17 protein-coding genes and 1 pseudogene are annotated in these 23,268 nt (G+C 64.4%); 12 read left to right on the forward strand and 6 right to left on the reverse strand.

Annotated elements, in window-relative coordinates:
- The first annotated feature begins 118 nt into the window (after positions 1-118).
- From M1D87_RS06650 to M1D87_RS06690, 9 genes and pseudogenes are all read left to right on the forward strand, one after another.
- Positions 119-979 (forward strand): glycine betaine ABC transporter substrate-binding protein, encoded by an 861-nt coding sequence (locus tag M1D87_RS06650; protein WP_013971431.1) that lies wholly within the window; start codon positions 119-121, stop codon positions 977-979.
- A gap of 250 nt (positions 980-1,229) precedes the next feature.
- Entirely contained in the window at positions 1,230-1,541 is a 312-nt protein-coding gene (locus M1D87_RS06655; protein WP_003260090.1) for a DUF485 domain-containing protein, read from the forward strand.
- Positions 1,538-3,202, forward strand: coding sequence for a cation acetate symporter (locus M1D87_RS06660; RefSeq protein ID WP_013971432.1), 1,665 nt, complete (start codon positions 1,538-1,540; stop codon positions 3,200-3,202). Before M1D87_RS06655 ends, M1D87_RS06660 begins: the two co-directional genes overlap by 4 nt.
- Before the next feature lie 216 nt (positions 3,203-3,418).
- Positions 3,419-3,895, forward strand: coding sequence for a CS1 type fimbrial major subunit (locus M1D87_RS06665; protein ID WP_096010055.1), 477 nt, complete (start codon positions 3,419-3,421; stop codon positions 3,893-3,895).
- Between the two features lie 99 nt (positions 3,896-3,994).
- Complete coding sequence (locus M1D87_RS06670) at positions 3,995-6,487, forward strand: TcfC E-set like domain-containing protein (RefSeq protein ID WP_123084057.1); 2,493 nt, start codon at positions 3,995-3,997, stop codon at positions 6,485-6,487.
- A complete protein-coding gene (locus M1D87_RS06675) occupies positions 6,484-7,701 on the forward strand; it encodes a hypothetical protein (protein WP_322491312.1) in 1,218 nt (405 codons plus the stop codon). Before M1D87_RS06670 ends, M1D87_RS06675 begins: the two co-directional genes overlap by 4 nt.
- 181 nt (positions 7,702-7,882) lie before the next feature.
- Positions 7,883-8,569, forward strand: a complete 687-nt coding sequence (locus M1D87_RS06680; RefSeq protein WP_096010084.1) for a pilus assembly protein — start codon at positions 7,883-7,885, stop codon at positions 8,567-8,569.
- Positions 8,570-8,608: 39 nt separating this feature from the next.
- Positions 8,609-9,235, forward strand: a complete 627-nt coding sequence (locus M1D87_RS06685; RefSeq protein ID WP_096010053.1) for a response regulator transcription factor — start codon at positions 8,609-8,611, stop codon at positions 9,233-9,235.
- A 192-nt stretch (positions 9,236-9,427) separates the two neighbouring features.
- Positions 9,428-12,316, forward strand: a pseudogene (locus tag M1D87_RS06690) (ATP-binding protein); the annotation flags it as partial.
- A 108-nt stretch (positions 12,317-12,424) separates the two neighbouring features.
- Here M1D87_RS06690 and M1D87_RS06695 read toward each other — a convergent pair.
- Positions 12,425-12,577 carry a DUF3309 family protein gene (locus M1D87_RS06695; protein ID WP_003252624.1) on the reverse strand — a complete coding sequence of 51 codons (153 nt, stop codon included), beginning with the start codon at positions 12,575-12,577 and terminating at the stop codon, positions 12,425-12,427.
- Positions 12,578-12,876: 299 nt separating this feature from the next.
- Between M1D87_RS06695 and M1D87_RS06700 the strand changes: the two genes are divergently transcribed.
- On the forward strand, positions 12,877-13,686 hold the full coding sequence (locus M1D87_RS06700; protein ID WP_038409024.1) for an SDR family oxidoreductase: 810 nt from the start codon (positions 12,877-12,879) through the stop codon (positions 13,684-13,686).
- A 120-nt stretch (positions 13,687-13,806) separates the two neighbouring features.
- The gene (gene csrA, locus M1D87_RS06705; RefSeq protein WP_003259056.1) at positions 13,807-13,995 is read left to right on the forward strand and encodes a carbon storage regulator CsrA; all 189 of its coding nucleotides are present in this window, start codon (positions 13,807-13,809) and stop codon (positions 13,993-13,995) included.
- A 52-nt stretch (positions 13,996-14,047) separates the two neighbouring features.
- Here the strand turns inward: csrA and M1D87_RS06710 are convergent, their stop codons facing one another.
- The 5 genes from M1D87_RS06710 to mnmC form a co-directional block, all read right to left on the reverse strand.
- On the reverse strand, positions 14,048-14,275 hold the full coding sequence (locus M1D87_RS06710) for a YheU family protein (protein WP_013971435.1): 228 nt from the start codon (positions 14,273-14,275) through the stop codon (positions 14,048-14,050).
- 83 nt (positions 14,276-14,358) lie between these two features.
- Entirely contained in the window at positions 14,359-15,543 is a 1,185-nt protein-coding gene (locus M1D87_RS06715; protein WP_061550822.1) for an osmoprotectant NAGGN system M42 family peptidase, read from the reverse strand.
- 129 nt (positions 15,544-15,672) lie between these two features.
- On the reverse strand, positions 15,673-17,418 hold the full coding sequence (gene ngg / locus M1D87_RS06720; protein ID WP_182328604.1) for an N-acetylglutaminylglutamine synthetase: 1,746 nt from the start codon (positions 17,416-17,418) through the stop codon (positions 15,673-15,675).
- A 3-nt stretch (positions 17,419-17,421) separates the two neighbouring features.
- Positions 17,422-19,209 (reverse strand): N-acetylglutaminylglutamine amidotransferase, encoded by a 1,788-nt coding sequence (locus tag M1D87_RS06725; protein ID WP_013971438.1) that lies wholly within the window; start codon positions 19,207-19,209, stop codon positions 17,422-17,424.
- Between the two features lie 414 nt (positions 19,210-19,623).
- A complete protein-coding gene (gene mnmC / locus M1D87_RS06730) occupies positions 19,624-21,588 on the reverse strand; it encodes a bifunctional tRNA (5-methylaminomethyl-2-thiouridine)(34)-methyltransferase MnmC2/FAD-dependent 5-carboxymethylaminomethyl-2-thiouridine(34) oxidoreductase MnmC1 (RefSeq protein ID WP_421091815.1) in 1,965 nt (654 codons plus the stop codon).
- Positions 21,589-21,741: 153 nt separating this feature from the next.
- Between mnmC and pap the strand changes: the two genes are divergently transcribed.
- A complete protein-coding gene (gene pap / locus M1D87_RS06735; RefSeq protein WP_025338088.1) occupies positions 21,742-23,235 on the forward strand; it encodes a polyphosphate:AMP phosphotransferase in 1,494 nt (497 codons plus the stop codon).
- The last annotated feature ends 33 nt before the right edge of the window (positions 23,236-23,268 follow it).

Consider the following 23,268-nt stretch of genomic DNA (forward strand, 5'->3'; position numbering starts at 1 on the left):
TGGCGCTAATGGCATAGTGCTGTCGCATATGGGGCGGATATAGGTCGTAGCTGGAGCAGGTCGACTATTGTTGCAGGACGATGATGCAAATTCCGAGACCTGACGAGGGGATGCTTTGATGGCTGCTAATACAAAAATGCGACGTTTCCTGGGTGTGGGCACCGCCATGGTACTGGCCATGAGTGCGGCACAGGCAATGGCCAAAGAAGTCAGCATTGGTTACGTGGATGGTTGGGCTGACAGCGTGGCGACCACCAACGTGGCTGCCGAAGTGATCAAGCAGAAGCTCGGCTACGACGTGAAGTTGCAGGCCGTGGCCACCGGGATCATGTGGCAGGGCGTGGCCACCGGCAAGCTCGATGCCATGTTGTCGGCCTGGTTGCCGGTGACCCATGGCGAGTACTGGGCCAAGAACAAGGACAACGTGGTCGACTACGGCCCGAACTTCAAGGACGCCAAGATTGGCCTGATCGTCCCTGAGTACGTCAAGGCGGTGAGCATCGCCGACCTCAAGACCGATGACACCTTCAAGCAGAAGATCGTCGGCATCGACGCCGGCTCCGGCGTAATGCTCAAGACCGACCAGGCCATCAAGGACTACGACCTGACCGGTTACAAGCTGCAGGCCAGCTCTGGCGCGGCGATGACAGCAGAACTGGGCCGTGCCTATGCCAAGCAGCAGTCGATTGCGGTGACCGGCTGGGTACCGCACTGGATGTTCGCCAAGTGGAAACTGAAGTTCCTCGAAGACCCGAAAGGCGTGTATGGCGCCGCGGAAACCGTGAACAGCATCGGCAGCAAGGAACTGGCGACCAAGGCCCCGGAAGTGGCGGAGTTCCTGAAGAAGTTCAACTGGCAGTCGAAGGACGAGATCGGCGAAGTGATGCTGGCTATCCAGGAAGGCGCCAAGCCTGAAGCGGCGGCCAAGGACTGGGTGGCCAAGCACCCTGATCGCGTGAAGGAGTGGACTGGCAAGTAACAACCCGTTCCGTTGTAGGAGCAGCCTTGTGCTGCGAAGAGGCCGGTGCAAGCTGCGAAGATTCGGGCAGCCTGTACCGGCCTCTTCGCAGCACGAGGCTGCTCCTACAGGGATATGTGCAAGCTGTTTTGTTGCGTGATCCGTAAAACACCGTTGCATCTAAGACTAAGGTCGTCTGGTTGGCGTCCGATAGCCGCATAAAGTAAGGGTCGTGGGTTCCACCCCTATCTGTGCTGCTAGGACAAAAACAATGAACGACAGCATTTACCTCTCGATACAAAACAGCCCCCGCTTCAAGGAGCTGGTCACCAAACGCGAACGGTTCGCCTGGATTCTCTCGGCGATCATGCTCGGCCTGTACTGCGCCTTCATCCTCCTGATCGCTTACGGTCCTCAGATTCTGGGCACCAAGCTCAGCCCTGAGTCGTCGATTACCTGGGGCATCCCCCTGGGCGTCGGCCTGATCGTCTCGGCATTCGTCCTGACCGCCATCTACGTACGCCGCGCCAACGGCGAATTCGATGAGCTGAACAAGGCCATCCTGAAGGAGGCGCAACAATGATTCGCCACGCCAAAGCCCTGGCCGTACTGGCCTGCGGAGCCTTCGCACCCGCCGTGTGGGCCGCCGATGCCCTGACCGGCGAGGTGCAGAAGCAACCGCTGAACGTCTCCGCGATCGCCATGTTCGTGGCCTTCGTCGCCTTCACCCTCGGTATCACCTACTGGGCCTCCAAGCGCAACAAGTCGGCGTCGGACTACTACGCCGCCGGGGGCAAGATCACCGGCTTCCAGAATGGCCTGGCGATTGCCGGTGACTACATGTCGGCCGCCTCGTTCCTGGGTATTTCTGCACTTGTGTTCACCTCTGGCTACGATGGCTTGATCTATTCGATCGGCTTCCTGGTCGGCTGGCCGATCATCCTCTTCCTGATCGCCGAACGCCTGCGCAACCTGGGCAAGTACACCTTCGCCGACGTGGCCTCGTACCGCCTTGGGCAGAAGGAGATCCGCACCCTGTCGGCCTCCGGTTCGCTGGTGGTGGTGGCGTTCTACCTGATCGCGCAGATGGTCGGTGCCGGCAAGCTGATCGAGCTGCTGTTCGGCCTGGACTACCACGTGGCGGTGATCCTGGTGGGTATCCTGATGTGCCTGTATGTACTGTTCGGCGGCATGCTGGCCACTACCTGGGTACAGATCATCAAGGCCGTGTTGCTGCTGTCCGGTGCCAGCTTCATGGCGCTGATGGTGATGAAACACGTAGGCTTCGACTTCAATACCCTGTTCTCCGAGGCAATCAAGGTGCACGCCAAGGGCGAGGCGATCATGAGCCCGGGCGGCCTGGTCAAGGACCCGATCTCGGCATTCTCGCTGGGCCTGGCGTTGATGTTCGGTACCGCCGGCCTGCCGCACATCCTGATGCGCTTCTTCACCGTCAGTGACGCCAAGGAAGCGCGCAAGAGCGTGCTGTACGCCACCGGCTTCATCGGCTACTTCTACATCCTCACCTTCATTATCGGCTTTGGCGCCATCCTGCTGGTCAGCACCAACCCGGACTTCAAGGACGCCGCTGGCGCCCTGCTGGGTGGCAACAACATGGCAGCGGTGCACCTGGCCAACGCCGTGGGTGGCAGCGTGTTCCTCGGCTTCATCTCGGCTGTTGCCTTCGCCACCATCCTGGCGGTGGTCGCCGGCCTGACCCTGGCCGGTGCCTCGGCGGTGTCCCACGACCTGTACGCCAGTGTATGGCGCAAGGGCAAGGCCAACGACAAGGACGAGATCCGCGTGTCGAAGATCACCACCGTCGCCCTGGGCGTACTGGCGATCGGCCTGGGTATCCTGTTCGAGAAGCAGAACATCGCCTTCATGGTCGGCCTGGCGTTCTCCATCGCGGCCAGCTGCAACTTCCCGGTACTGCTGCTCTCGATGTACTGGAAAAAGCTGACCACCCGCGGCGCCATGATCGGCGGCTGGCTGGGCCTGGTGAGCGCGGTGACGCTGATGATCCTCGGCCCGACCATCTGGGTGCAGATCCTCGGCCACGAGAAGCCGATCTACCCGTACGAGTACCCGGCGCTGTTCTCGATGCTGATCGCCTTCGTCGGTATCTGGTTCTTCTCGGTCACCGACAAGTCCAAGGCTGCCGAAGACGAACGTGCGCTGTTCTTCCCGCAGTTCGTGCGTTCGCAGACTGGCCTGGGCGCCAGCGGGGCGGTATCCCACTGATCCGGCACTGACGCTTCAGCAAAACGCCCCGCTTGCCGGGGCGTTTTGCTGTCCGGCACACCAGGCGGGATGTCGTTGGGAAATTTCAACAATTCGCTCGGAGGGTTCCCGTATTTTCCTTGTGGGTAAGTGCGAATAATCCAACCTGTCAACGGCGTTTTGCCTGATTGACTCTCAATCAAAGCTTATGTCTACAGGTTTCCAGGAGATCTATTCGTGAAAGCATTCATGCTGGCACTTCCCTTCGTTGCACTCGTTGCTGGCCAGGCCATGGCCGGTGACCCGATCGAGAAACAGGTGCTCATCACTGCCACCGTGCCCACCGCCAACTTCTACGTCGAACCCGTCGGCGGCAACTGGATGAACGATCCGCAAGAGATGGCCTGGAACTCGTTTCAAGGCAACCTGACCCCCGTTCGCAAGCAGCTGCAGGCCAAGAGCACCATCGGCCCGATCACTGCCCACCTGCTGTCGCCGGCCGTGGTCAGCAGTGGCCTCGACGCCATCGACCTGGACGTGAAGATCGGCACCACCATTCTCACCACCAGCGCTGCAGAAATCCTCACCGAGACCGAGGCTGCGCCGGGTGCCATCGTCGACTTCGAAGTTGCCGCGCAGGTTCCGGCCGGTGGCTACAAGCCAGGCAACTACCAGGGCCTGGTCAGCATGATGTTCGAAACCGCCGCGCCCTGATTCGTCCTTACGTTTCTTATCCCTTCATCCGTTGTTGCTCATCTTCACCCCTTGGGTCGCGCCGGGGGTGAAGGCGGCGTCTTGCTTGCAGACAGGGTCATGGCCTTTTCCTCAACTACAAAGACTTTGCTGCTGACCGCATGCTTTGCCGTGCTCCCGGTCGCTGCCCAGGCTTCTGAGAATGCGATGGGCGTGGTCAGCCAGGCCCAGGGGCTGCCACGGGAGTTTGAAGAACACTTTTTCGACGTGCCGCTGGCGGTGCGGGTGGATCTGGATGGCCGCTACCTGGGCGATGCCATGGTGGTACTCAGCCGCGACGAGCGCGTGCAACTGCTGGAGTTCACCGACCATTTCGACAGCCGCGAGCCAGAAACCCTGCGCCGCCGCTGGCAGGAGCGCCTGGCATCGGGCCGCCCCCTGGGCGACTGCAAGCGCGACTGTCCGGATGGCTTGCGCGCTATCCACTACAGCCTGGTCAACTCGCAGCTTTCCTTGCTTACCCATGCCGCCGAGCTGGCCGGTGACACGCCGCGCTACCATGCCTTGCCCGACCAGGGTGGCGGGCTGCTGCTGCGCAATCAGCTGAACCTGGTCAGCGATGGCCGCGATACCAGTGGCCTGTTTTCTCTGGCAGGCCAGGGCAGCCTGGGCAACTGGACTACCCTGGGCGATGCCCAGTTCGACCGTGGCAGCGCGAGCAATCAGCAGACCCGCCACCGGGTCAGCCAGCTGTATGCCGAGCGTCTGCACGATGAACATTTCTTTCGCCTGGGCTACTTCACCCCGGGCGTCCAGGGCCTGACCCGACAGCCGCGCCTGCTCGGGCAGAGCCCCGATACCACGCTTGGCCTGATGTTCGGTAGCAGCGACAGCCTGCTTGTCGACAATGGCCAGCCCAGCTCGACGCCAATCTACGTCACCCCCAACCGCCCCGGCGTGGTGGAGATCTACCGCAATGGCTCGCTGATCAACAGCCAGCCGGTGCAGCCCGGCTTGCAGGCCCTGGATACACGGGTGTTGCCAGGCGGCATCTATCAGGTGGAAGTGCGCCTGCTGGAAGATGGCCAGGAAACCGCACGCACCGAAGAGTTCGTCTACAAACCCAACAGCTGGCGCAACCCCGACAGCCGCTGGCGCTATAACCTGTACCTCGGCCAGCAAGCGAGCCTGCTCAGCAACTGGGACGAGGACCACGCCGACAGCCTCAGTGCCGGTGTCATTACCAACTACCTGCTGCACCCGCGTGCAATCCTCGGTCTGTCCGTGCAGCAGGTAGACGAAGCCATGCAGTACGGCACCTCGCTGGACTGGGACGTACTCGACCGGCTCAAGTTCTACGGCAACCTCTACCGCACCGAAGACCAGGGCAATGGCTACGACCTGCAGGTGATCCACAACCATGATCTGGGCTCGCTGGTGTTCAGCCACAGCCGTTCCTGGCTGGAAACCGTCAGGCGCCCGACCCACAGCCAATTCGTGCGCTACGAGGAACAGAGCCAGACCTCGATGTTGTTGACCCACCGCCTGAACAACCGCAGTACTGCCACCATTCGGCTGGCCCACAGCTCGGGCGCAGCCGACGGCGTCGGCATCGACCTGGGCTGGTCGTACTACGGCAAGTTGCTGGGTTCCGACGCCAACTGGCGCCTGAGCCTGTTCGACCGCCCCGGCACCCGCAGCAGCGGCGACACGCGCAGCCGTGGCGTCAACCTGACCGTGAGCATGAGCCTGGGTGGCCCCGGCGAGCGCATTGCCGCCAGCATCGGCAGCCGCACCTCCCATGATGGCGGGCGTGACCAGAATGCCTCGTTGTCCTACCAGCGCGATGTTGACATGGGTGTTGTGCGCAGCCTTGGCGGTACCGTGACGGCGGACCGTTATGGCGCCGGTTTCGGTGGCGATGCCCAGTTCCAGAACGAGGTGCTGTATGGCGATGCCTATGCGCAGAGTTCGTCCTACAACGGTGAGATCAGCGCCGGCCTCAACCTGCAGAGCATCGTTGCAGTGGGCGAGGGCAAGCTGGCCATGACCGGCCAGTACCTGCCCCACGATGCCGGGCTGATCGTCGATGTCGAGAGCGACATCGACGGCCTGACCCTGCGTGCCGACGACCAGTACGGGCTGAGCGCCACGCTGCACCCCGGTCGCAACCTGATCCCGGTGGGCGCCTACAAATCCGGTTACGTGCAGTTCGATCTCGACGGTGACAACGAAGCGGCGGCGGTGATCCAGCCGACCAGCTTCGACTACCACCTCAACCGCGGGGGCGTGGGTTATCGCAAGTTGCGGGTGATGCGCACGGTGACTGTGCTGGGGCGCCTGCTTGACCGCCATGGCCAGCCGATGCAGGGCGCGCAGGTGGTCAATCACGCCAGTCGTGGCGTCAGTGAAGCCGGAGGGCATTTTGCCGTGGAAATGAGTGAGTCAACGCCGACCCTGGAGGTGCGCAAGGGAGGGCAGGCGCTGTGCCTGCTTGAACTGGCGCTGACGCAACTCGAACGCGAGGGCGATGTATTGCTGGCAGGCGACCTGGCCTGTGAGCCGGGCAATATCGCTCGGATCGGGTCAGTGCAAATGGAGGACAAGGGTTGAGCGAGTGCCTGAACAACAGAGGGGCGTCCCGACTGTTCTGGGGAATATGGCTGTTGCTTGGCCTGGCCGTTGCCGGGCGAGAGGCGGTCGCCCTGGAAGCGCTCGTCAGCGCCGAGTACCTAGGGGATGCTTCGGGACGTTTCGAGAACACCACCCCGCTGGCGGCCTACTGCCAGCGCTGGTCTGCAGACTGTCGGGAAATGCGTGCCATGCAGCTTCCCATCACCTACGACCGCACGACAATCAAGAACAGCGGCGATGTACGTGACCATTTCTACGTTCAGTTGCCTTCAGCCCGGACGGTGGACGTGTTCAACAGTACTACCGGAGAGTCCCATCGCCTGAACTTCGAGTTTCTTGGCGTCAGTCAACAGGTTCAGGGCACGCCCGAATTACGCGTCAATCCTGTGTGGACCTACAACGTCAGGGGAGGCTGTTCGTATCGGCAGACATTCGGCTATGCCAGCCGCCCTTATGCCACGCATTACCTGTGGCTGGTACGCGACCCGAAGTCACCTGCCGGTTGCTACTCCATTCATGATGCGATGTCGACTGGGTATACGGTCAAGACCTCGGTCAGCAACATGGGCATCGCGTATCGGCTGACCATGCCCGAACCCAGTCGAATGAAGCCCGGCTTTTATACCGGTAGCCTGACCTACAGCATCGGGCCAGGTGGCGATTTCGACTTCGGCAATGGTGTCAGCGCTATCAATGGCAATAGCCTCACATTGAACTTTGAACTCGATGTGCAGCATGCCTTCGTCTTCGAGTTTCCCCCTGGGTCAGACCGGGCCGTGCTGGAGCCGCCAGGTGGGTGGAGTGCCTGGCTGGGAGGCCGGGGCGCGCCCCAGCGGTTGCAGCGGGATGTTCCGTTTCGTCTCTGGTCCACAGGCCCGTTCAAGGTCTACAAGCTTTGCCAGCAATACCAGGGCAGTGGATGCGCCATCCGCAGTAGCGACAACCATAGCGTGCCAGTCGCCATTGCCTTGAGCCTGCCGGGGGGCATTCAGCACCAGGGCAAGCCGGTACAGAGGCTGGAACTGCCCACCGGCCGTGCCGCGGCATTGGCGTTCGAATCGGTGACACCGGTACTCAACCGCCCCGGGCAGTTGCATTTCACGGTGGGCCCAGAGGATGTCAAGGCCATGCTGGGCCACCCCGGCAGCCGCTATGAGGGCCTGGTGACGGTGGTGTTTGACGCGGAACTATGACCGGAAGCTTGTCTTTAGGAAGTTTCCTCAAGCGATAGGGAAATTTCCTGCATTTTGCGTGCGAGCAAAAGACCACAATCGATCCATTGATGCTGATTGGCTATCAAGGGCTTTCTGCTATGAGGACTCTGTCGTGAAACCACTTCGCTATTTCTGCCTGGCTTTGGCGCTGTTGCCGTGCATGGCCCATGCAGCGCCGGAGCTGAACGTCGGCGGGCTCTACGATTACCTGGAGGAAGGCAAGAGCACCTTGCTCAAGCGCGTACGCAATGGCGGTGATTCCACTGCCTTCGTCAAGGTCAGCGTGGTCGAGCTGGTGTATGACGGCAGCGCCGCCCCTCGCGAAGTGCCCCTCGACGGCCTGGCCCTGGAGCAGCGGGGCCTGGTGGTCAGCCCGGCACGGCTGATCGTGCCGGCGCGTGGTATGCAGGCAGTACGCCTGTTGTACCGCGGCGAGCGTGACAAGGAGCGCTACTACCGCCTGCGTTTCATCCCGGTGTTGCCGGAGCTGGGCGACGGCTTTGCCGTCAGCGAAGCCGAAGCCGAGCAGTACCGCGACAGCCTCAAGGCCGGCGTCAACCTGCTGGCCGGCTACGGCACGCTGCTGTTCGTGCGCCCCGACCAGACCCGCTATGAAACGCCGATCCGTCGTCAGGCTGGCGCGTTGACCGTGACCAACCAGGGCAACGCCACCGTGGTGCTCGACCACTTCCGCCAATGCCAGGCCCAGGATCAGGTTTGCGAGCCCGCCACCAAGCACCATCTGCTACCCGGGCGCACCCGCAAGTTCGAAGGCCAGGCCGCCAAGGTGCACCAGTTCGAGCTGCAGGAAGGGAGCGAGCGCAAGGCCATGGTGCTGGAAGGATGAGCCCCGCTGCAGCAGCGTATCAGCCAGGCGAGGTGGGCGATGCATAGAGCACTGGTCGTCGACGACCACCCCTTCATCCGCTCCACGGTGTGCATGCTGTTGCGCCAGGAGCGCCTGCAGGTCATCGGCCAGACCGACAACGGCATCGATGCGGTGCGCATGGCGCGCGAGCTGGCCCCCGATATCATCATCCTCGACATCAGCCTGCCCGGGCTCGACGGCATGGAGGTGATCGCCCGGGTCAAGCGCCTCGAACGCCCGGTCAAGACCCTGGTGCTGACCTCGCACCTGGCAGAGGCGTATTCCCTGCGTTGCATGCAGGCCGGGGCTGCCGGTTTCGTTTCCAAGACCAACGACCTGGGCGAGCTGAACAAGGCGGTACGTGCGGTGCTGTCCGGGTTTACCTATTTCCCCGACGTGGTCATGAGTTCGGTGCACAGCCACGAACTGCATGCCACCGACGCCCAGCGCATCGCCAGCCTCAGCGACCGCGAGCTGATGATCCTGCAGCACCTGGCCCGTGGCCTGAGCAACAAGGCAGTCGGCGAGGCCATGCTGCTGAGCAACAAGACCGTCAGCACCTACAAGGGGCGCCTGCTGGAAAAATTGCGCCTGAACTCGCTTATCGACATGGCGGATTTCGCTCGTCGCAACCAGCTGATCTGAACCGTGCGTGCAATCTGGCTGCTGTTGTTGTGCTGTGTATTTCCCCTGCCGGGCCTGGCTGTGCCCGTATTCCATGGCCGCGCTACCTTCGAGGGGCCACGCGCGGAGCCGGCCGGCAGTGACCTGCGCTGGCTGTGGCAGCAACGGGTGTTGCGCCTTGGGGTGCTGGGCAGCGACCAGCCGCCGCTGGATGTGCTCGGCAACGGGCGTGCCTACGAGGGGATCACGGCCGACTACGCGGGGCTGGTGGCCGAACATCTGCACCTGGACATGCAGGTACAGGTGTTCGACTCGTTCGAGGCGGCGGTCGCAGCGTTGCACGAGGGCAGGGTCGACATGCTCGGTTCGGTCACCACTCAGCAGGCGCAGCAGGCCGGCTTGCACCTGTCGTCACCCTACGCCGAGGACCACCCCTTGCTGTTGGCCCAGGAGCGCAAGGTCGACATCGAGGGCACCGAGCGGCTGCGGCTGGTAATGGTGGATGGCTACCGAACAGCGGAGCAGGTCAGCCAGTACTACCCGCAGGCCAACCTTCAGGTACACCCCACCGCGTTCAGTGCCCTTGCCGCGCTGGCCCTCGGCCAGGCCGACCTGTACCTGGGTAATGCACTGGTCGCACGTTACGTACAGGGGCGCAGCCCATTCAGCGGTGTGGAGGAAATCGGCCATGCGGACCTGCCGCGCCAGGGCATCGGCTTTGCCATGCTCGACAACGGTACGCCCCTGCCGCGACTGGTGGACACGGTGCTGGCGGGTATCAGCGCGAACCAGCGTGCACGCATACAGGCGCGCTGGAACCCGCTGGCGAGCGGCGCGCGTTCGCGCCAGGCGGTGCACTTGAGCGAGGCTCAGCAGCGCTGGCTGGCTGCCAACCCGAAGGTGCGGGTGTTGGTGGACGAGCAAGTGCTGCCGCTGAGCTATCGCGACAGCAAGGGCCAGTTGCACGGCCTCACCCTCGATGTGCTGCAACTGATCACCCGGCGTACCGGCCTTGAGTTCGACGTGCAGTCAGGGGCGGGCGTGGAGCAAATGATCGGCCAGGTAACCCAGGGCAAGGCGCAGCTGATTGCCGGGCTGCCCTACAGCGACAGCCTGACGCAGCGACTGGATTTCAGCCGTGCCTACCTCAGTGCTTCGCGGGTATTGGTCAGCCGCACGGGCGCCCAGGCGCCGGCCAGCCTCGAGCAACTGGCCGGGCGGCAGGTGGCGCTGGTCTGGGGCAGTGCAATGGTCGAACTGCTGCGGGAACGATATCCGCAGGTGCGCCAGCACTTGCTGCACGGCCCGCTGGAGGCCCTGCACGCGGTTGCCGATGGCCGGGTGGACGCGGCCCTGCTGACCCTTGACGACGCCCGGCCACTGGTCGCCCGCTGGTACCCCGGGCAGTTGCAGGTCAGTGCCAGCCTGGCCCTGCCGCCAGCGCACTTCGCCCTGGCCGGGGCCCGGGGTGCCAGCGAGCTGCTGGGCATCATCGACAGCGCGTTGCTCAGCCTTGCGCCGCACGAGACCAATGCGCTGGTGCGCCGCTGGCGCAACCCGATGATCGTCCCCGACGGCGCATGGCCGCGCTTGCGCGGCAAAATCCTGATCGGCTTTGGCATTGCCCTGTGCCTGCTGCTGATGGCCTTGCTGTGGATTCGCTACCTGGGCCGGCTGCAGGTACGGTTGCGGCGGGCCAAGCGTGCGGCAGATGCGGCCAACCAGGCCAAGACCGAATTTCTCGCCACCATCAGCCACGAGATCCGCACGCCGTTGCATGCGGTGCTGGGCATGCTCGAGCTGGCCCAGCGCAAGGCCGCGCAAGGTGTGCTCGATCGCCTGGCCATCGAGGTGGCTACCGAGGCGGCGCGCGGGTTGAAAGAGCTGATTGGCGACATACTCGACATCACCCGCATCGAAACGGGACATCTGCAGCTTTCGCCACAACGGGTACGCGTGAGCGAGCTGGTCGGGCGGGTGGTGCAACTGTTCGAGCAACTGGCCCGTGGCAAAGGCCTGGAGTTGCAGATGCAGCTGAGTGGGGCAGTGGGAGCCGAGGTCATGCTCGACCCCCTGCGTTTCAAGCAGGTGCTGGCCAATCTGCTGAGCAACGCGATCAAGTTCACCCAGCGCGGGCGCATCGTGGTCAGCCTGCAGGCGGCTCCGGTAGACGGGCAGCTCGATATCGTGCTGCGGGTCAAGGACAGTGGCGTGGGCATCGCCGCCAGCGAGCTGGCGGCACTCGGCGAGCCGTTCAGGCAGGCCAGCAACCAGCGCCAGTCGCCACGTGCCAGCACGGGCCTGGGTTTGAACATCAGCCGCAGCTTGTGCCAGTTGATGGGCGGCAAGTTACAGCTGCGCAGCACGCTAGGGGAGGGCACCGAGGTGCAGGTGGAGCTCAAGTTACCGTTGTTGCCGAGCGCGGGAGCGCCACCTGGCACATCGTCCTTGCCGGATGTCGAACCAGGCGCGCGGCTGCGGGTATTGGTGGTGGACGACTATCCGGCCAACCGGCTGCTGTTGGCGCAGCAGCTGGATTATCTCGGCCACCAGGCCCGGGTGGCGGAAGATGGCGCACAGGCCTTGCGCCTGTGGCTGAAGGAGCATTTCGATGTGGTCATCAGTGACTGCAACATGCCGAGGCTGGATGGCGACGGACTGGCCCGAGCCATCCGCGAGCACGAGCGCCGCAGCGGGCGCCCGCGTTGCCGGTTGATCGGCCTGACCGCCAGCGCCCAGGAGGTCGATCGCAGGCGCAGCTGCGAGGCGGGGATGGATGATTGCCTGTTCAAGCCCCTGGACCTCGACAGCCTGACCCAGGCCCTGATCAGCGCACGGCCAGTGCCGGAACCCGATGACGGCAGCAGCCTGCTCGACCTGCAGCACCTGAGGCATCTGGTGGGCAACGACGAAGCTGCGCTGAAGGCGCTGCTGGGCGATCTGCGCGCCAGCAATCGTGAGGACCTGCAGCGCCTGGAGAGCCTCGGCGATGCGCCTGAGGCCATCGCCGGGCTGGCCCATCGGGTAAAGGGCGGCGCACGCATTGTCCGCGCCGGTGCCCTGGTTGCCCTGTGCGAGCAGGTCGAACGGTGTTGCCACGCCCAGCCGCTGGAGCGCGCTGCGCTCGGCCTGGCGGTACGTGCCATGGGCGACGCCATGCGGCGCCTCGAACGGCAGCTGGTGCGCCAGGCCGGGCAGGGCGTGGTGGGGTCATATCATGCCGAGCAACAACAACACCAACAGGATCACCAGCACCACGCCGATGATGCCGGACGGGCCATAGCCCCAACTGCGCGAGTGCGGGAAGACCGGTAAGCCACCAATCAGCAGAAGGATCAGGATGATGATGAGAATCGTGGTCATGACGGAGTCCTTGCGTGGTTGAGGGTCAAGGGCCTCGGACTGCTGGCCTCTTGTAAATAAGGACTGGTGGTGAGTGTCAAAGATTCCATTTGTGTGGTGCCTGTACCGGCCTCTTCGCAGCACAAGGCTGCTCCTACAGCTGTGTGCGGTCCCTGTAGGAGCAGCCTTGTGCTGCGAAGAGGCCGGTGCAGGCTAACCACACAATCATGCCCCTCCATTCACTACCTTGATGAACCCTGCCTGCCCATCAGGCCTTGATTAGACTGGTTGCACAACCCATCAGAACAAGGCCAGCCACCATGCAAAACCGCATCATGATCACCGGCGCCGGGTCCGGCCTCGGTCGCGAGATCGCCCTGCGCTGGGCGCGCGAGGGCTGGCGCCTGGCGCTGGCCGATGTCAACGAAGCCGGCCTGCGCGAAACCCTGGAGCTGGCCCGCGCAGCCGGTGGCGATGGCTTTGCCCAGCGTTGCGACGTGCGCGACTACAGCCAGCTCACCGCCCTGGCCCAGGCCTGCACCGAGCAGTTCGGTGGTATCGATGTGATCGTCAATAACGCCGGCGTTGCTTCGGGCGGGTTCTTCGCCGAACTGTCGCTGGAGGACTGGGACTGGCAGATCGCAGTCAACCTGATGGGCGTGGTCAAGGGCTGCAAGGCCTTTCTGCCGCTGCTGGAGCGCAGCAAGGGGCGGATCATCAACATCGCCTCGATGGCTGCGCTGATGCAGGGGCCGGGCATGAGCAACTACAACGTGGCCAAGGCCGGCGTACTGGCCCTGTCGGAAAGCCTGCTGGTCGAGCTACGCGAACTGGAAGTGGCGGTGCACGTGGTGTGCCCGTCTTTCTTCCAGACCAACCTGCTGGACTCGTTCCGCGGGCCGAACCCGGCGATGAAAGCCCAGGTCGGCAAGCTGCTTGAAGGCTCGCCGATCAATGCGGCGGACATCGCCGAATACATCCACCGGCAGGTTGCCGCTGGTGAGTTCCTCATCCTGCCCCATGAGGCCGGGCGCCAGGCCTGGCAACTGAAGCGTCAGGCACCTGAGCGGCTGTATGACGAGATGGCTGAGATGGCGGTGAAAATGCGGGCCAAGGCTCGGTCGCGATGATTCGTCTGTAAGGAAAGTTACCGGCAGATGTAGGGTGCTTCTGAATCACGGCAGAACTATTGAGTAGCCCGATGCCGTCAAGGCAGGCTCCGGTTTTCCCTTTCGCTGGAGGAACGGAGCATGCTGGTAATAGGGCGCGAAGTGGGAGAGATCATCGTGATTGGTGATGACATTCGGATCATGGTCGTGGAAACGCGGGACGGGATGGTGCGCTTTGGCGTGGATGCACCGCGGCAGGTACCGGTGCATCGGGCCGAGGTGTACAAGCGCATCAAGGAAGGGCAGCAGGCCAAAGCCCGCAGGGTTTGATGTTGCCTGTGCCGGCCTCTTCGCGGGCGAGCCCGCGAAGAGGTCAGACCTGTTAGTCGAGCAGCTCGCGGGGCACATCATGCTTGGCCAGCAACTGGCACTGCTGGCTTTCGGGGTCGAACAGGATGAACGCCTGCCCCTTGGCCAATGCCTGGCGCACCCGCAGCACGCGGGTTTCCAGCGGGGTGTCGTCGCCGTTGTCGGTACCGTCGCGGGTGACGAAGTCCTCGATCAGGCGGGTCAGGGTTTCGGCTTGCAGTTGGTCGTAGGGGATCAGCATGTTGGGCGTTGCCTAGGGTGTTGGTGGGGGCATGCTACGCGAAACATTCGGGATTTTGGGGCTGCAACGCAGCCCCCAGGGCCTCAAGCCTTGTTGCCAACCAGGCTATCCACCGCCGGCACCCGCGTATCGCTCTCCATCTGTGCATCATGTTCCAGCTGGTGGCTGAAGCGCTCCAACGACGCATTGGCCGGCTGCGAATCACTGGCAAACACCGGCGGGCTCAGCAGGTACGCCGACAACAAGCGGCTCAACGCCGCCAGGCTGTCGATGTGTGTTCGCTCGTAGCCATGGGTGGCATCGCAACCAAAGGCTACCAGCGCGGTACGAATATCGTGCCCCGCCGTCACTGCCGAATGGGCATCGCTGAAGTAGTAGCGGAACAGATCGCGCCGCACCGGCAGGTCGTGGTCGCCGGCCAGTTTCAGCAGGTGCCGGGACAGGTGGTAGTCGTAAGGCCCCGACGAGTCCTGCATGGCCACGCTCACCGCATGCTCACTGGAGGCCTGCCCTGGTGCCACCGGGGCGATGTCGATGCCGACGAACTCGCTGACGTCCCAGGGCAGGGCGCCAGCCGCTCCCGAGCCGGTCTCTTCGGTGATGGTGAACAGCGGGTGGCAGTCGATCAACGGTTGGCGGCCGCTTTCCACCACGGCTTTCAGCGCCGCCAGCAGCGCTGCCACGCCGGCCTTGTCGTCCAGGTGGCGGGCGCTGATGTGGCCGCTTTCGGTGAATTCGGGCAGCGGGTCGAAGGCAACGAAATCACCGATGCCTATACCCAGCGCCTCGCAGTCGGCGCGGGTGGCGCAGTAGGCGTCCAGGCGTACCTCAACGTGCTCCCAGCTGACCGGCATCTGGTCGATGGCAGTGTTGAAGGCATGCCCGCTGGCCATCAGCGGCAGCACGCTGCCCCGGTATACGCCGGTGTCGGTGAATACGCTGACCCGGCTGCCTTCGGCGAAGCGGCTGGACCAGCAACCGACTGGCGCCAGGGCCAGGCGGCCGTTGTCCTGCAACTGGCGCACGCTGGCGCCGATGGTGTCCAGGTGAGCGGACACGGCGCGGTCGGGTGAGGTCTGGCGGCCCTTGAGTGTGGCGCGGATGGTGCCGCGGCGGGTCAGCTCGAAAGGGATGCCCAGTTCGTCCAGGCGTTCGGCCACGTAGCGCACAATGGTGTCGGTGAAACCGGTGGGGCTGGGGATGGCGAGCATCTCCAACAGCACGCGCTTGAGGTAGTCGAGATCAGGTTCGGGATGTCGGTCGGACATGGTTGGGGACTCCTTTACTCCTGTGCCGGCCTCTTCGCGGGTAAACCCGCTCCCACAGGGCCCCCACAGAGCCCGAGTGCAGCACCGTACCTGTGGGAGCGGGCGAGCCCGCGAAGAGGCCATCAGCCTTTACGCCAAAGGCCGGCTATGCGGAAACAGCAGATCGATAAAACGCTCGGCGGTCGGTTGCGGTTCATGGTTGGCCAAGCCGGCACGCTCGTTGGCCTCGATGATCACGTACTCTGGTTGCCCGGCATCACGCACCATGAAGTCCAGCCCCACCACCGGGATCTCCAGCGCCCGTGCAGCGCGCACGGCGGCGTCGGCCAGCACCGGGTGCAGGCGTTCGGTCACGTCTTCCAGGGTGCCGCCGGTGTGCAGGTTGGCGGTGCGTCGCACGGCCAGGCGCTGGCCGGCGGGCAACACGTCGTCGTAGCCAAAGCCCGCCGCGCGCAGGGTGCGCTCGGTTTCGTCGTCCAGTGGAATGCGGCTTTCGCCACCGGTTGCGGCCTGGCGCCGACGGCTCTGGGCATCGATCAGCTCGCGGATGCTGTGCTTGCCATCGCCCAGCACTTGCGCTGGGTGGCGGATGGCTGCCGCCACCACTTCATAGCCGATCACCACGACGCGCAGGTCATGCCCGGCATGGAAGCTTTCCAGCAACACGCGGCTGTCGAACTGGCGGGCATGCGCCACGGCTTGGGTGATGTCGTCGATGCAGGTGAGGTTCACCGCCACGCCCTGGCCTTGCTCGCCATCGACCGGCTTGACCACCACCGCGCCATGCTCTTCGAGAAACGCCAGGTTGTCGTCGGCATTGCCGGCCAGCTGCTGCGCCGGCACCTGCAGCCCGGCATTGTGCAAGGCATGTTGGGTCAGGCGCTTGTCCTGGCACAGGGTCATGGTCACGGCGCTGGTCAGGTCACTGAGCGACTCACGGCAGCGAATGCGGCGCCCGCCCAGGCTGAGGGTGAACAGGCCGCCGGCGGCATCGTCGACTTGTACCTCGATGCCCCTGCGCAGCGCCTCGTCGACGATGATGCGTGCGTAGGGGTTGAGGTCGGCTTGAGGCCCCGGCCCCAGAAACAGCTGTTCGTTGATGCCGTTCTTGCGCTTGACCGCGAAGGTCGGCAGGTTGCGAAAACCCAGCTTCTGGTAAAGGCGCTTGGCCTGGCGGTTGTCGTGCAGCACCGACAGGTCCAGGTAGGCCAGGCCGCGGCTCATGAAGTGTTCGATCAGATGGCGCACCAGCACCTCGCCCACGCCAGGGCGGGTGCAGTGCGGGTCTACCGCCAGGCACCAGAGGCTGCTGCCGTGCTCGGGGTCGTCGAACGCCTTGGCGTGGTTCAGGCCCATGACGCTGCCGATCACCGCGCCGCTGTCTTCGTCCTCGGCCAGCCAGTACGCCGGGCCGCCCAGGTGCAGTGGCGTAAGCAGCTCGGCGTCGACCGGCAACATGCCGCGCGCCTGGTACAGGGTGTTTATCGCCTGCCAGTCGCCCGGGTTCTGCGCCCGGCGCACACGAAAGCCACGGAACACTCGCTGCGCCGGGCGGTAGTCGGTGAACCACAGGCGCAGGGTGTCGGACGGGTCGAGGAACAGTTGTTGCGGGGCCTGGGCCAGCAGCTGCTGCGGCGCGGCCACGTACAGGGCGATATCGCGCTCGCCGGGGCGTTCTTCCAGCAGGTCGGCGGCCAGGTCGGCCGGGTTGGGGTAGGTGTGGCCGATCAGCAGCCGGCCCCAGCCGCAATGTACGGCGCGCGGCTGGTCGTGGGGCTGGCTGCCGTCGCCGGCAAGGCGCGCCTGCAGGCGCTCGTAGGACGGCGCCTGGCCGCGCAGCAGGCGCTGACCGTAAGCGATTTCATGGGCTTTCATCGGTCAGATTCCTTGTTCGCTAAGCCACAGGTTCAGCGCCGCCAGCTGCCACAGCTTGGAGCCGCGTAGCGGTGTCAGCTGGCCGTGCGGGTTGCTCAGCAGGCGGTCGAGCATGGCCGGGTTGAACAGCCCGCGGTCCTGGCTGGGGTCGGTCAGCAGTTCACGTACCCAGCCGAGGGTGGCGCCTTCCAGATGCTTCAGGCCCGGCACCGGGAAGTAGCCCTTCTTGCGGTCGATCACCTCGTGCGGGATCACCCGCCGCGCCGCCTGCTTGAGCACCTGCTTGCCGCCGTCGGGCAGCTTGAAGCGTGCCGGAATGCGTGCCGAAAGCTCCACCAGCCGGTAGTCGAGGAATGGCGTGCGCGCCTCCAGGCCCCAGGCCATGGTCATGTTATCGACCCGTTTGACCGGGTCGTCGACCAGCATCACCGTGCTGTCCAGGCGCAGCGCCTTGTCTACCGCATCGGGGGCGCCAGGGCGGGCGAAGTGTTCACGGACAAAGTCGCCCGCTGCGTCGCTTTCCAGCAGCCAGGGTGCCTGCACGGTGTCGCGGTACTCGGCGTGGCTGCGATCGAAGAAGGCTTCGCGGTAGGCGGCAAAGGCATCCTCTGCGCCGTCCACCTGCGGGTACCAGTGGTAGCCGGCGAACAGCTCGTCGGCGCCTTGGCCGCTTTGCACCCCCTTGCAGTGCCTGGCCACTTCCCGCGACAGCAGGTAAAAGGCGATGCAGTCATGGCTGACCATGGGTTCGCTCATGGCGCGGAAGGCGGCTGGCAACTGGTCGATGATTTCGTGCTCGGCAATGCGCAGCTGGTGGTGACGGGTGCCGTAGTGCTTGGCGATCAGGTCGGAGTACTGGAACTCGTCGCCGCGTTCGCCACCGGCATCCTCGAAACCGATGGAGAAGGTCGACAGGTCATCCACGCCGACTTCGCGCAGCAGGCCGACCAGCAGGCTGGAATCGACCCCGCCAGACAGCAGTACACCCACGTCCACTGCTGCCCGTTGGCGAATGGCCACGGCGTCGCGGGTGGCGTCGAGCACGCGGGTGGTCCAGCCTTCCAGGTCCAGCTCACGCTCGTCGGGGTTGGCGCCGTAGTGCAGCTGCCACCAGGTCTGGCGTTCCACTTCGCCATGGCGGTCGATGCGCATCCAGGTACCGGGTTCCAGCTTTTGCACGTTGGCCAGCAGGGTACGTGGCGCCGGCACCACGGCGTGGAAATTCAGGTAGTGGTTGAGTGCCACCGGGTCGAGCATCGGGTCGATGTCACCACCCTTGAGCAGCGCTGGCAGGGTCGAGGCGAAGCGCAGGCGCTCGCCGTTGCGCGACAGGTACAAGGGCTTTACACCCAGGCGGTCGCGGGCGAGGAACAGGCGCTGGTTGTCGCGTTCCCAGATGGCCAGGGCGAACATGCCATTGAGCTTGGGCAGCAGGGCCGCGCCCCAGGCGTGGTAGCCCTTCAGCAACACCTCGGTGTCGCCGTCGGACCAGAAGCTATAGCCCAGGGCCTGCAGCTCCTGGCGCAGTTCGGGGAAGTTGTAGATGGCGCCGTTGAAGGCCAGCGACAGGCCCAGGGTGTTGTCCACCATCGGCTGGGCAGAGCCGTCGGACAGGTCCATGATTTTCAGGCGCCGGTGGCCGAGGGCGATCGGGCCTTGGCTATGGAAGCCCCAGGCATCCGGGCCGCGGGGCGCCAGGTGGTGGGTTATGCGCTCTACCGCAGCCAGGTCGGCTGGGCGAGGGGCTTGGTCGATAGGTGTAAAACGCAACTCTCCTGCTAATCCGCACATAGGTCCTTACCGGTTTTTCCGTTGGGGAGGGAGTGCCCCGGATTAGGGCACCTTAAGGAACTGACCTATGTGGTTTGTGAGAGTTTTAGATCGATCTGTTATATGAGGTGGCGTTGGCAGGTGCCTGTCTTGGGTGTTGTGGTGTTGCGGACATCGAGCGCCGCCCGCGCGGCGCTTCGCAGCACAAGGCTGCTCCTACATCTGTTTCGGGCCAGTAACGCCTGTACCAATGCGCGCGCGACCGCCTTGTTTGTCCGACACGATATCGGGGTGAGCGCAAAGGGGCCGCGTGCTTGTATCGCAGGAATGACTGGCCCGAAACAGATGTAGGAGCAGCCTTGTGCTGCGAAGCGCCGCGCGGGCGGCGCTCGATCTCACAGGCGCAACCAATTCAACGGCATGCACCCGATGCAATCACTTCCCGCGGATCAATTTACGCAACCCAAACCGATTCGGGTGGCACGCCTCCGCCACCGCCCGTGGCAACGGCAGCGGTTCCCCGCACACCCACGCCGCCACCAGTTCGCCGCTCAACGGCGCTGTGATCAACCCGCGCGAGCCATGCCCGCTGTTCACGTACAACCCATCCAGCCACGGGCAGGCCACATCCGGCACCTGCCGCGCATCCCGGCTCAGTACTGCATAGGCCTGGGCGAACGCCTGCGCATCCGCCACCGGCCCAACGATCGGCAGGTAATCCGGGCTGGTGCAACGGAACGCTGCACGCCCCTGCAATTGCCCGGGGTCCAGTTCGGTGGTGCCCAGGCGCTGGGCCAGATCGACCGAAATCTCGTCCAGCAATGCCAGGTTGCCCTGGTGCTCGGCCACCGTCGGCGCCAGGTCTGTGCTGTGGAAGTCGAAGCTCGCGCCCAAGGTGTGTTCGTCCCCGCGCGGCGGCGCTACATAGCCTTCCGCACACACCACGGTGCGCAGCGCGCGGCTGCTGGGGGTGGCCGGCAAGCGGGTGATCTGCCCGCGGATGCGCTTGAGCGGCAGCTGCGCGCATGGTTCGAAGCGCAGTACGTCGGCGGCACCGGCCAGCACCACCACCGGCGCGCTGGCCAGCAAACGTTCGCCAGCCCAGGCTTGCCACTGCCCGTCGACCTTGCGCAGCTCGAGCACCTCCTGGTGCGTCAGCAGGCGAATACCCGGGTGCTGCAACTGCTGCTGGCACAGCGCCGGCGGGTGCACCCAGCCACCTTCGGGATAGAACAGCCCGCCAGCCGGCAAGGCCACACCTGCAATGGCTTCGGCTTCTGCACGCTCCAGCGAGTGCAGCAGGCCATGTTCGAAGGCCCCAGCCAGTTTGCCCTGGCGTTCGGCTTCCTTGCTGTCGAAGGCCAGTTGCAGCACGCCGCAGGCATCCCAGTCGTGGCCACGTTGCAGGCGCTGCAGCTGGCGCCGGGTGTAGCCGAAACCGGCGAGGATCATCTGCGACAACGCCGTGCCATGGGCGGACAGCTTGAGGTACAGGACCCCTTGCGGGTTACCCGAAGCTTCCCGAGCCGGCGTGTCGTGGCGTTCCAGCACGGTAACCTGCCAGCCACGCCGTGCCAGGCTGGCGGCGGTGGTGCTGCCGGCGAGCCCGGCGCCTATCACCAGCGCTTCACGCGGCCCCGCAACGGCAGCCGGGCGCGCATACCATGGCGCACCGGGGCTGGGCACAGGGCCGACATAGGCGCCGCTCATCACTTCCCATTTCTTGCCGATGCCCGGCACCTTCTTCATGGCGAAGCCGGCATCGACCAGGCTGCGGCGTACCCAGCCGGTGGTGGTGAAGGTGCCTAGCACCGTGCCCGGGTGTGACAGCCGTGCCAGTTGCGCGAACAGCTCCGGGGTCCACATGTCGGGGTTCTTGGCCGGCGCGAAGCCGTCGAGGAACCACACATCGATCTGCGCATCGAGTTGCGGCAGCTGCTCCAGTACGTCGCCTATCAGCAGGGTGAGGGTGACCCGGCCGTTGTCGAAGGTGAACTGCTGGAAGCCAGGGTGCACTGCCACGTACTGCTCCAGCAGGGGCTGGCTGTAGGCCGCCAGTTCCGGCCACAGGCGTATGGCACGGGCCAGGTCGTCGCGACCGAGGGGGTATTTTTCGACGCTGACGAAATGCAGGCGGGCCTCGGCATGGGCGTGCTGCTCGAACAGTTGCCAGGCGCAGTAGAAATTCATGCCGGTGCCGAACCCGGTTTCGCCGATCACCACGCAGGCGTGCGGGGCGAGGTTGGCAAAGCGCTCGGCCAGACGGGTTTGCCCGAGAAACACGTGCCTGGTTTCTTCGATGCCTTCGTTGACTGCGAAATAGACGTCGTCGTATTGCCGCGAATGGGGGCGGCCCTGGTCGTCCCAGTCGATCTGGGCGTGCTGGAGGAGGGTGGACATGGTTGGCTCGGTTGCAGCGGATGGGCGGATTTTATGCCATCCGGGAGGTTTGCGCAGGCTGTGCCGGCCTCTTCGCGGGCACGCCCGCTCCCACAGGTACTGCACAAGCCTTCAAATCCGCTAGTCTTGCTTATCCATTGAAGGAGCCAGTGCATGTTCGAATCCGCAGAAATCGGCCACAGCATCGACAAGGAGGCTTACGACGCCGAGGTACCCGCTTTGCGCGAGGCCCTGCTCGAAGCCCAGTACGAACTCAAGCAGCAGGCGCGCTTCCCGGTGATCGTGCTGATCAACGGTATCGAAGGCGCCGGCAAGGGCGAGACGGTCAAACTGCTGAACGAGTGGATGGACCCGCGCATGATCGATGTGCTCACCTTCGACCAGCAGACCGACGAAGAGCTGGCCCGCCCGCCGGCCTGGCGCTACTGGCGGGCCCTGCCACCCAAGGGGCGGATGGGCGTGTTCTTCGGCAACTGGTACAGCCAGATGCTGCAGGGGCGGGTGCACGGGGTGTTCAAGGATGCCGTGCTCGACCAGGCCATCACCGGCGCCGAACGCCTGGAAGAGATGCTGTGCGACGAAGGTGCGCTGATCATCAAGTTCTGGTTCCACCTGTCCAAGAAGCAGATGAAGGCGCGGTTGAAATCGCTCAAGGACGACCCGCTGCACAGCTGGAAGATCAGCCCGCTGGACTGGCAGCAGTCGGAAACCTATGACCGTTTCGTGCGCTTTGGTGAGCGCGTGCTGCGCCGCACCAGCCGCGACTACGCGCCGTGGCATGTCATCGAGGGCGTCGACCCGAACTACCGCAGCCTGGCGGTAGGGCGCATCCTGCTGGAAAGCCTGCAGGCGGCACTGGACAACAACCCCAAAGGCAAGCACCGGGGCAACGTCGCCCCGCTGGGCCGCAGCATCGACCAGCGCAGCCTGCTCGGCGCGCTGGACATGACCCTGCGCCTGGACAAGTCCGACTACCAGGAGCAACTGGTCACCGAGCAGGCCCGCCTGGCCGGCCTGCTGCGCCACAAGCACATGCGCCGGCATGCCCTTGTGGCGGTGTTCGAAGGCAACGACGCTGCCGGCAAGGGCGGTGCCATCCGCCGCGTGGCCGCCGCGCTGGACCCGCGCCAGTACCGCATCGTGCCCATTGCCGCACCCACTGAAGAAGAACGCGCGCAGCCATACCTGTGGCGGTTCTGGCGGCACATTCCGGCGCGTGGCAAGTTCACCATCTTCGACCGTTCCTGGTATGGCCGGGTGCTGGTGGAACGTGTGGAAGGCTTCTGCAGCCCGGCGGACTGGATGCGTGCCTACAGCGAGATCAACGATTTCGAGGAACAGCTGGTGAATGCCGGCACGGTGGTGGTCAAGTTCTGGTTGGCGATCGACCAGCAAACCCAGCTGGAGCGTTTCGAAGAGCGCGAGCAGATCCCGTTCAAGCGTTACAAGATCACCGAGGATGACTGGCGCAACCGCGACAAGTGGGACGACTATGTCCAGGCGGTGGGCGACATGGTCGACCGCACCAGCACCGAAATTGCGCCGTGGACGCTGGTGGAGGCCAACGACAAGCGCTGGGCGCGGGTGAAGGTGTTGCGCACCATCAACCAGGCGCTTGAGGCGGCGTTTGCCAGGGACAAGAAATAATCGAAGTTCCTGTTTGCCTGTGCCGGCCTCTTC

Source organism: Pseudomonas sp. SA233, from assembly GCF_054792385.1.

What these genes read in the sequence shown, in the direction of transcription:
- M1D87_RS06650 (WP_013971431.1), top strand. Translation starts at nt 119, where the DNA reads ATGGCTGCTAATACAAAAATGCGACGTTTCCTGGGTGTGGGCACCGCC.
- M1D87_RS06655 (WP_003260090.1), top strand. Translation starts at nt 1,230, where the DNA reads ATGAACGACAGCATTTACCTCTCGATACAAAACAGCCCCCGCTTCAAG.
- M1D87_RS06660 (WP_013971432.1), top strand. Translation starts at nt 1,538, where the DNA reads ATGATTCGCCACGCCAAAGCCCTGGCCGTACTGGCCTGCGGAGCCTTC.
- M1D87_RS06670 (WP_123084057.1), top strand. Translation starts at nt 3,995, where the DNA reads ATGGCCTTTTCCTCAACTACAAAGACTTTGCTGCTGACCGCATGCTTT.
- M1D87_RS06680 (WP_096010084.1), top strand. Translation starts at nt 7,883, where the DNA reads ATGGCCCATGCAGCGCCGGAGCTGAACGTCGGCGGGCTCTACGATTAC.
- M1D87_RS06685 (WP_096010053.1), top strand. Translation starts at nt 8,609, where the DNA reads ATGCATAGAGCACTGGTCGTCGACGACCACCCCTTCATCCGCTCCACG.
- M1D87_RS06695 (WP_003252624.1), bottom strand. Translation starts at nt 12,577, where the DNA reads ATGACCACGATTCTCATCATCATCCTGATCCTTCTGCTGATTGGTGGC.
- M1D87_RS06700 (WP_038409024.1), top strand. Translation starts at nt 12,877, where the DNA reads ATGCAAAACCGCATCATGATCACCGGCGCCGGGTCCGGCCTCGGTCGC.
- csrA (WP_003259056.1), top strand. Translation starts at nt 13,807, where the DNA reads ATGCTGGTAATAGGGCGCGAAGTGGGAGAGATCATCGTGATTGGTGAT.
- M1D87_RS06710 (WP_013971435.1), bottom strand. Translation starts at nt 14,275, where the DNA reads ATGCTGATCCCCTACGACCAACTGCAAGCCGAAACCCTGACCCGCCTG.
- M1D87_RS06715 (WP_061550822.1), bottom strand. Translation starts at nt 15,543, where the DNA reads ATGTCCGACCGACATCCCGAACCTGATCTCGACTACCTCAAGCGCGTG.
- ngg (WP_182328604.1), bottom strand. Translation starts at nt 17,418, where the DNA reads ATGAAAGCCCATGAAATCGCTTACGGTCAGCGCCTGCTGCGCGGCCAG.
- M1D87_RS06725 (WP_013971438.1), bottom strand. Translation starts at nt 19,209, where the DNA reads ATGTGCGGATTAGCAGGAGAGTTGCGTTTTACACCTATCGACCAAGCC.
- mnmC (WP_421091815.1), bottom strand. Translation starts at nt 21,588, where the DNA reads ATGTCCACCCTCCTCCAGCACGCCCAGATCGACTGGGACGACCAGGGC.
- pap (WP_025338088.1), top strand. Translation starts at nt 21,742, where the DNA reads ATGTTCGAATCCGCAGAAATCGGCCACAGCATCGACAAGGAGGCTTAC.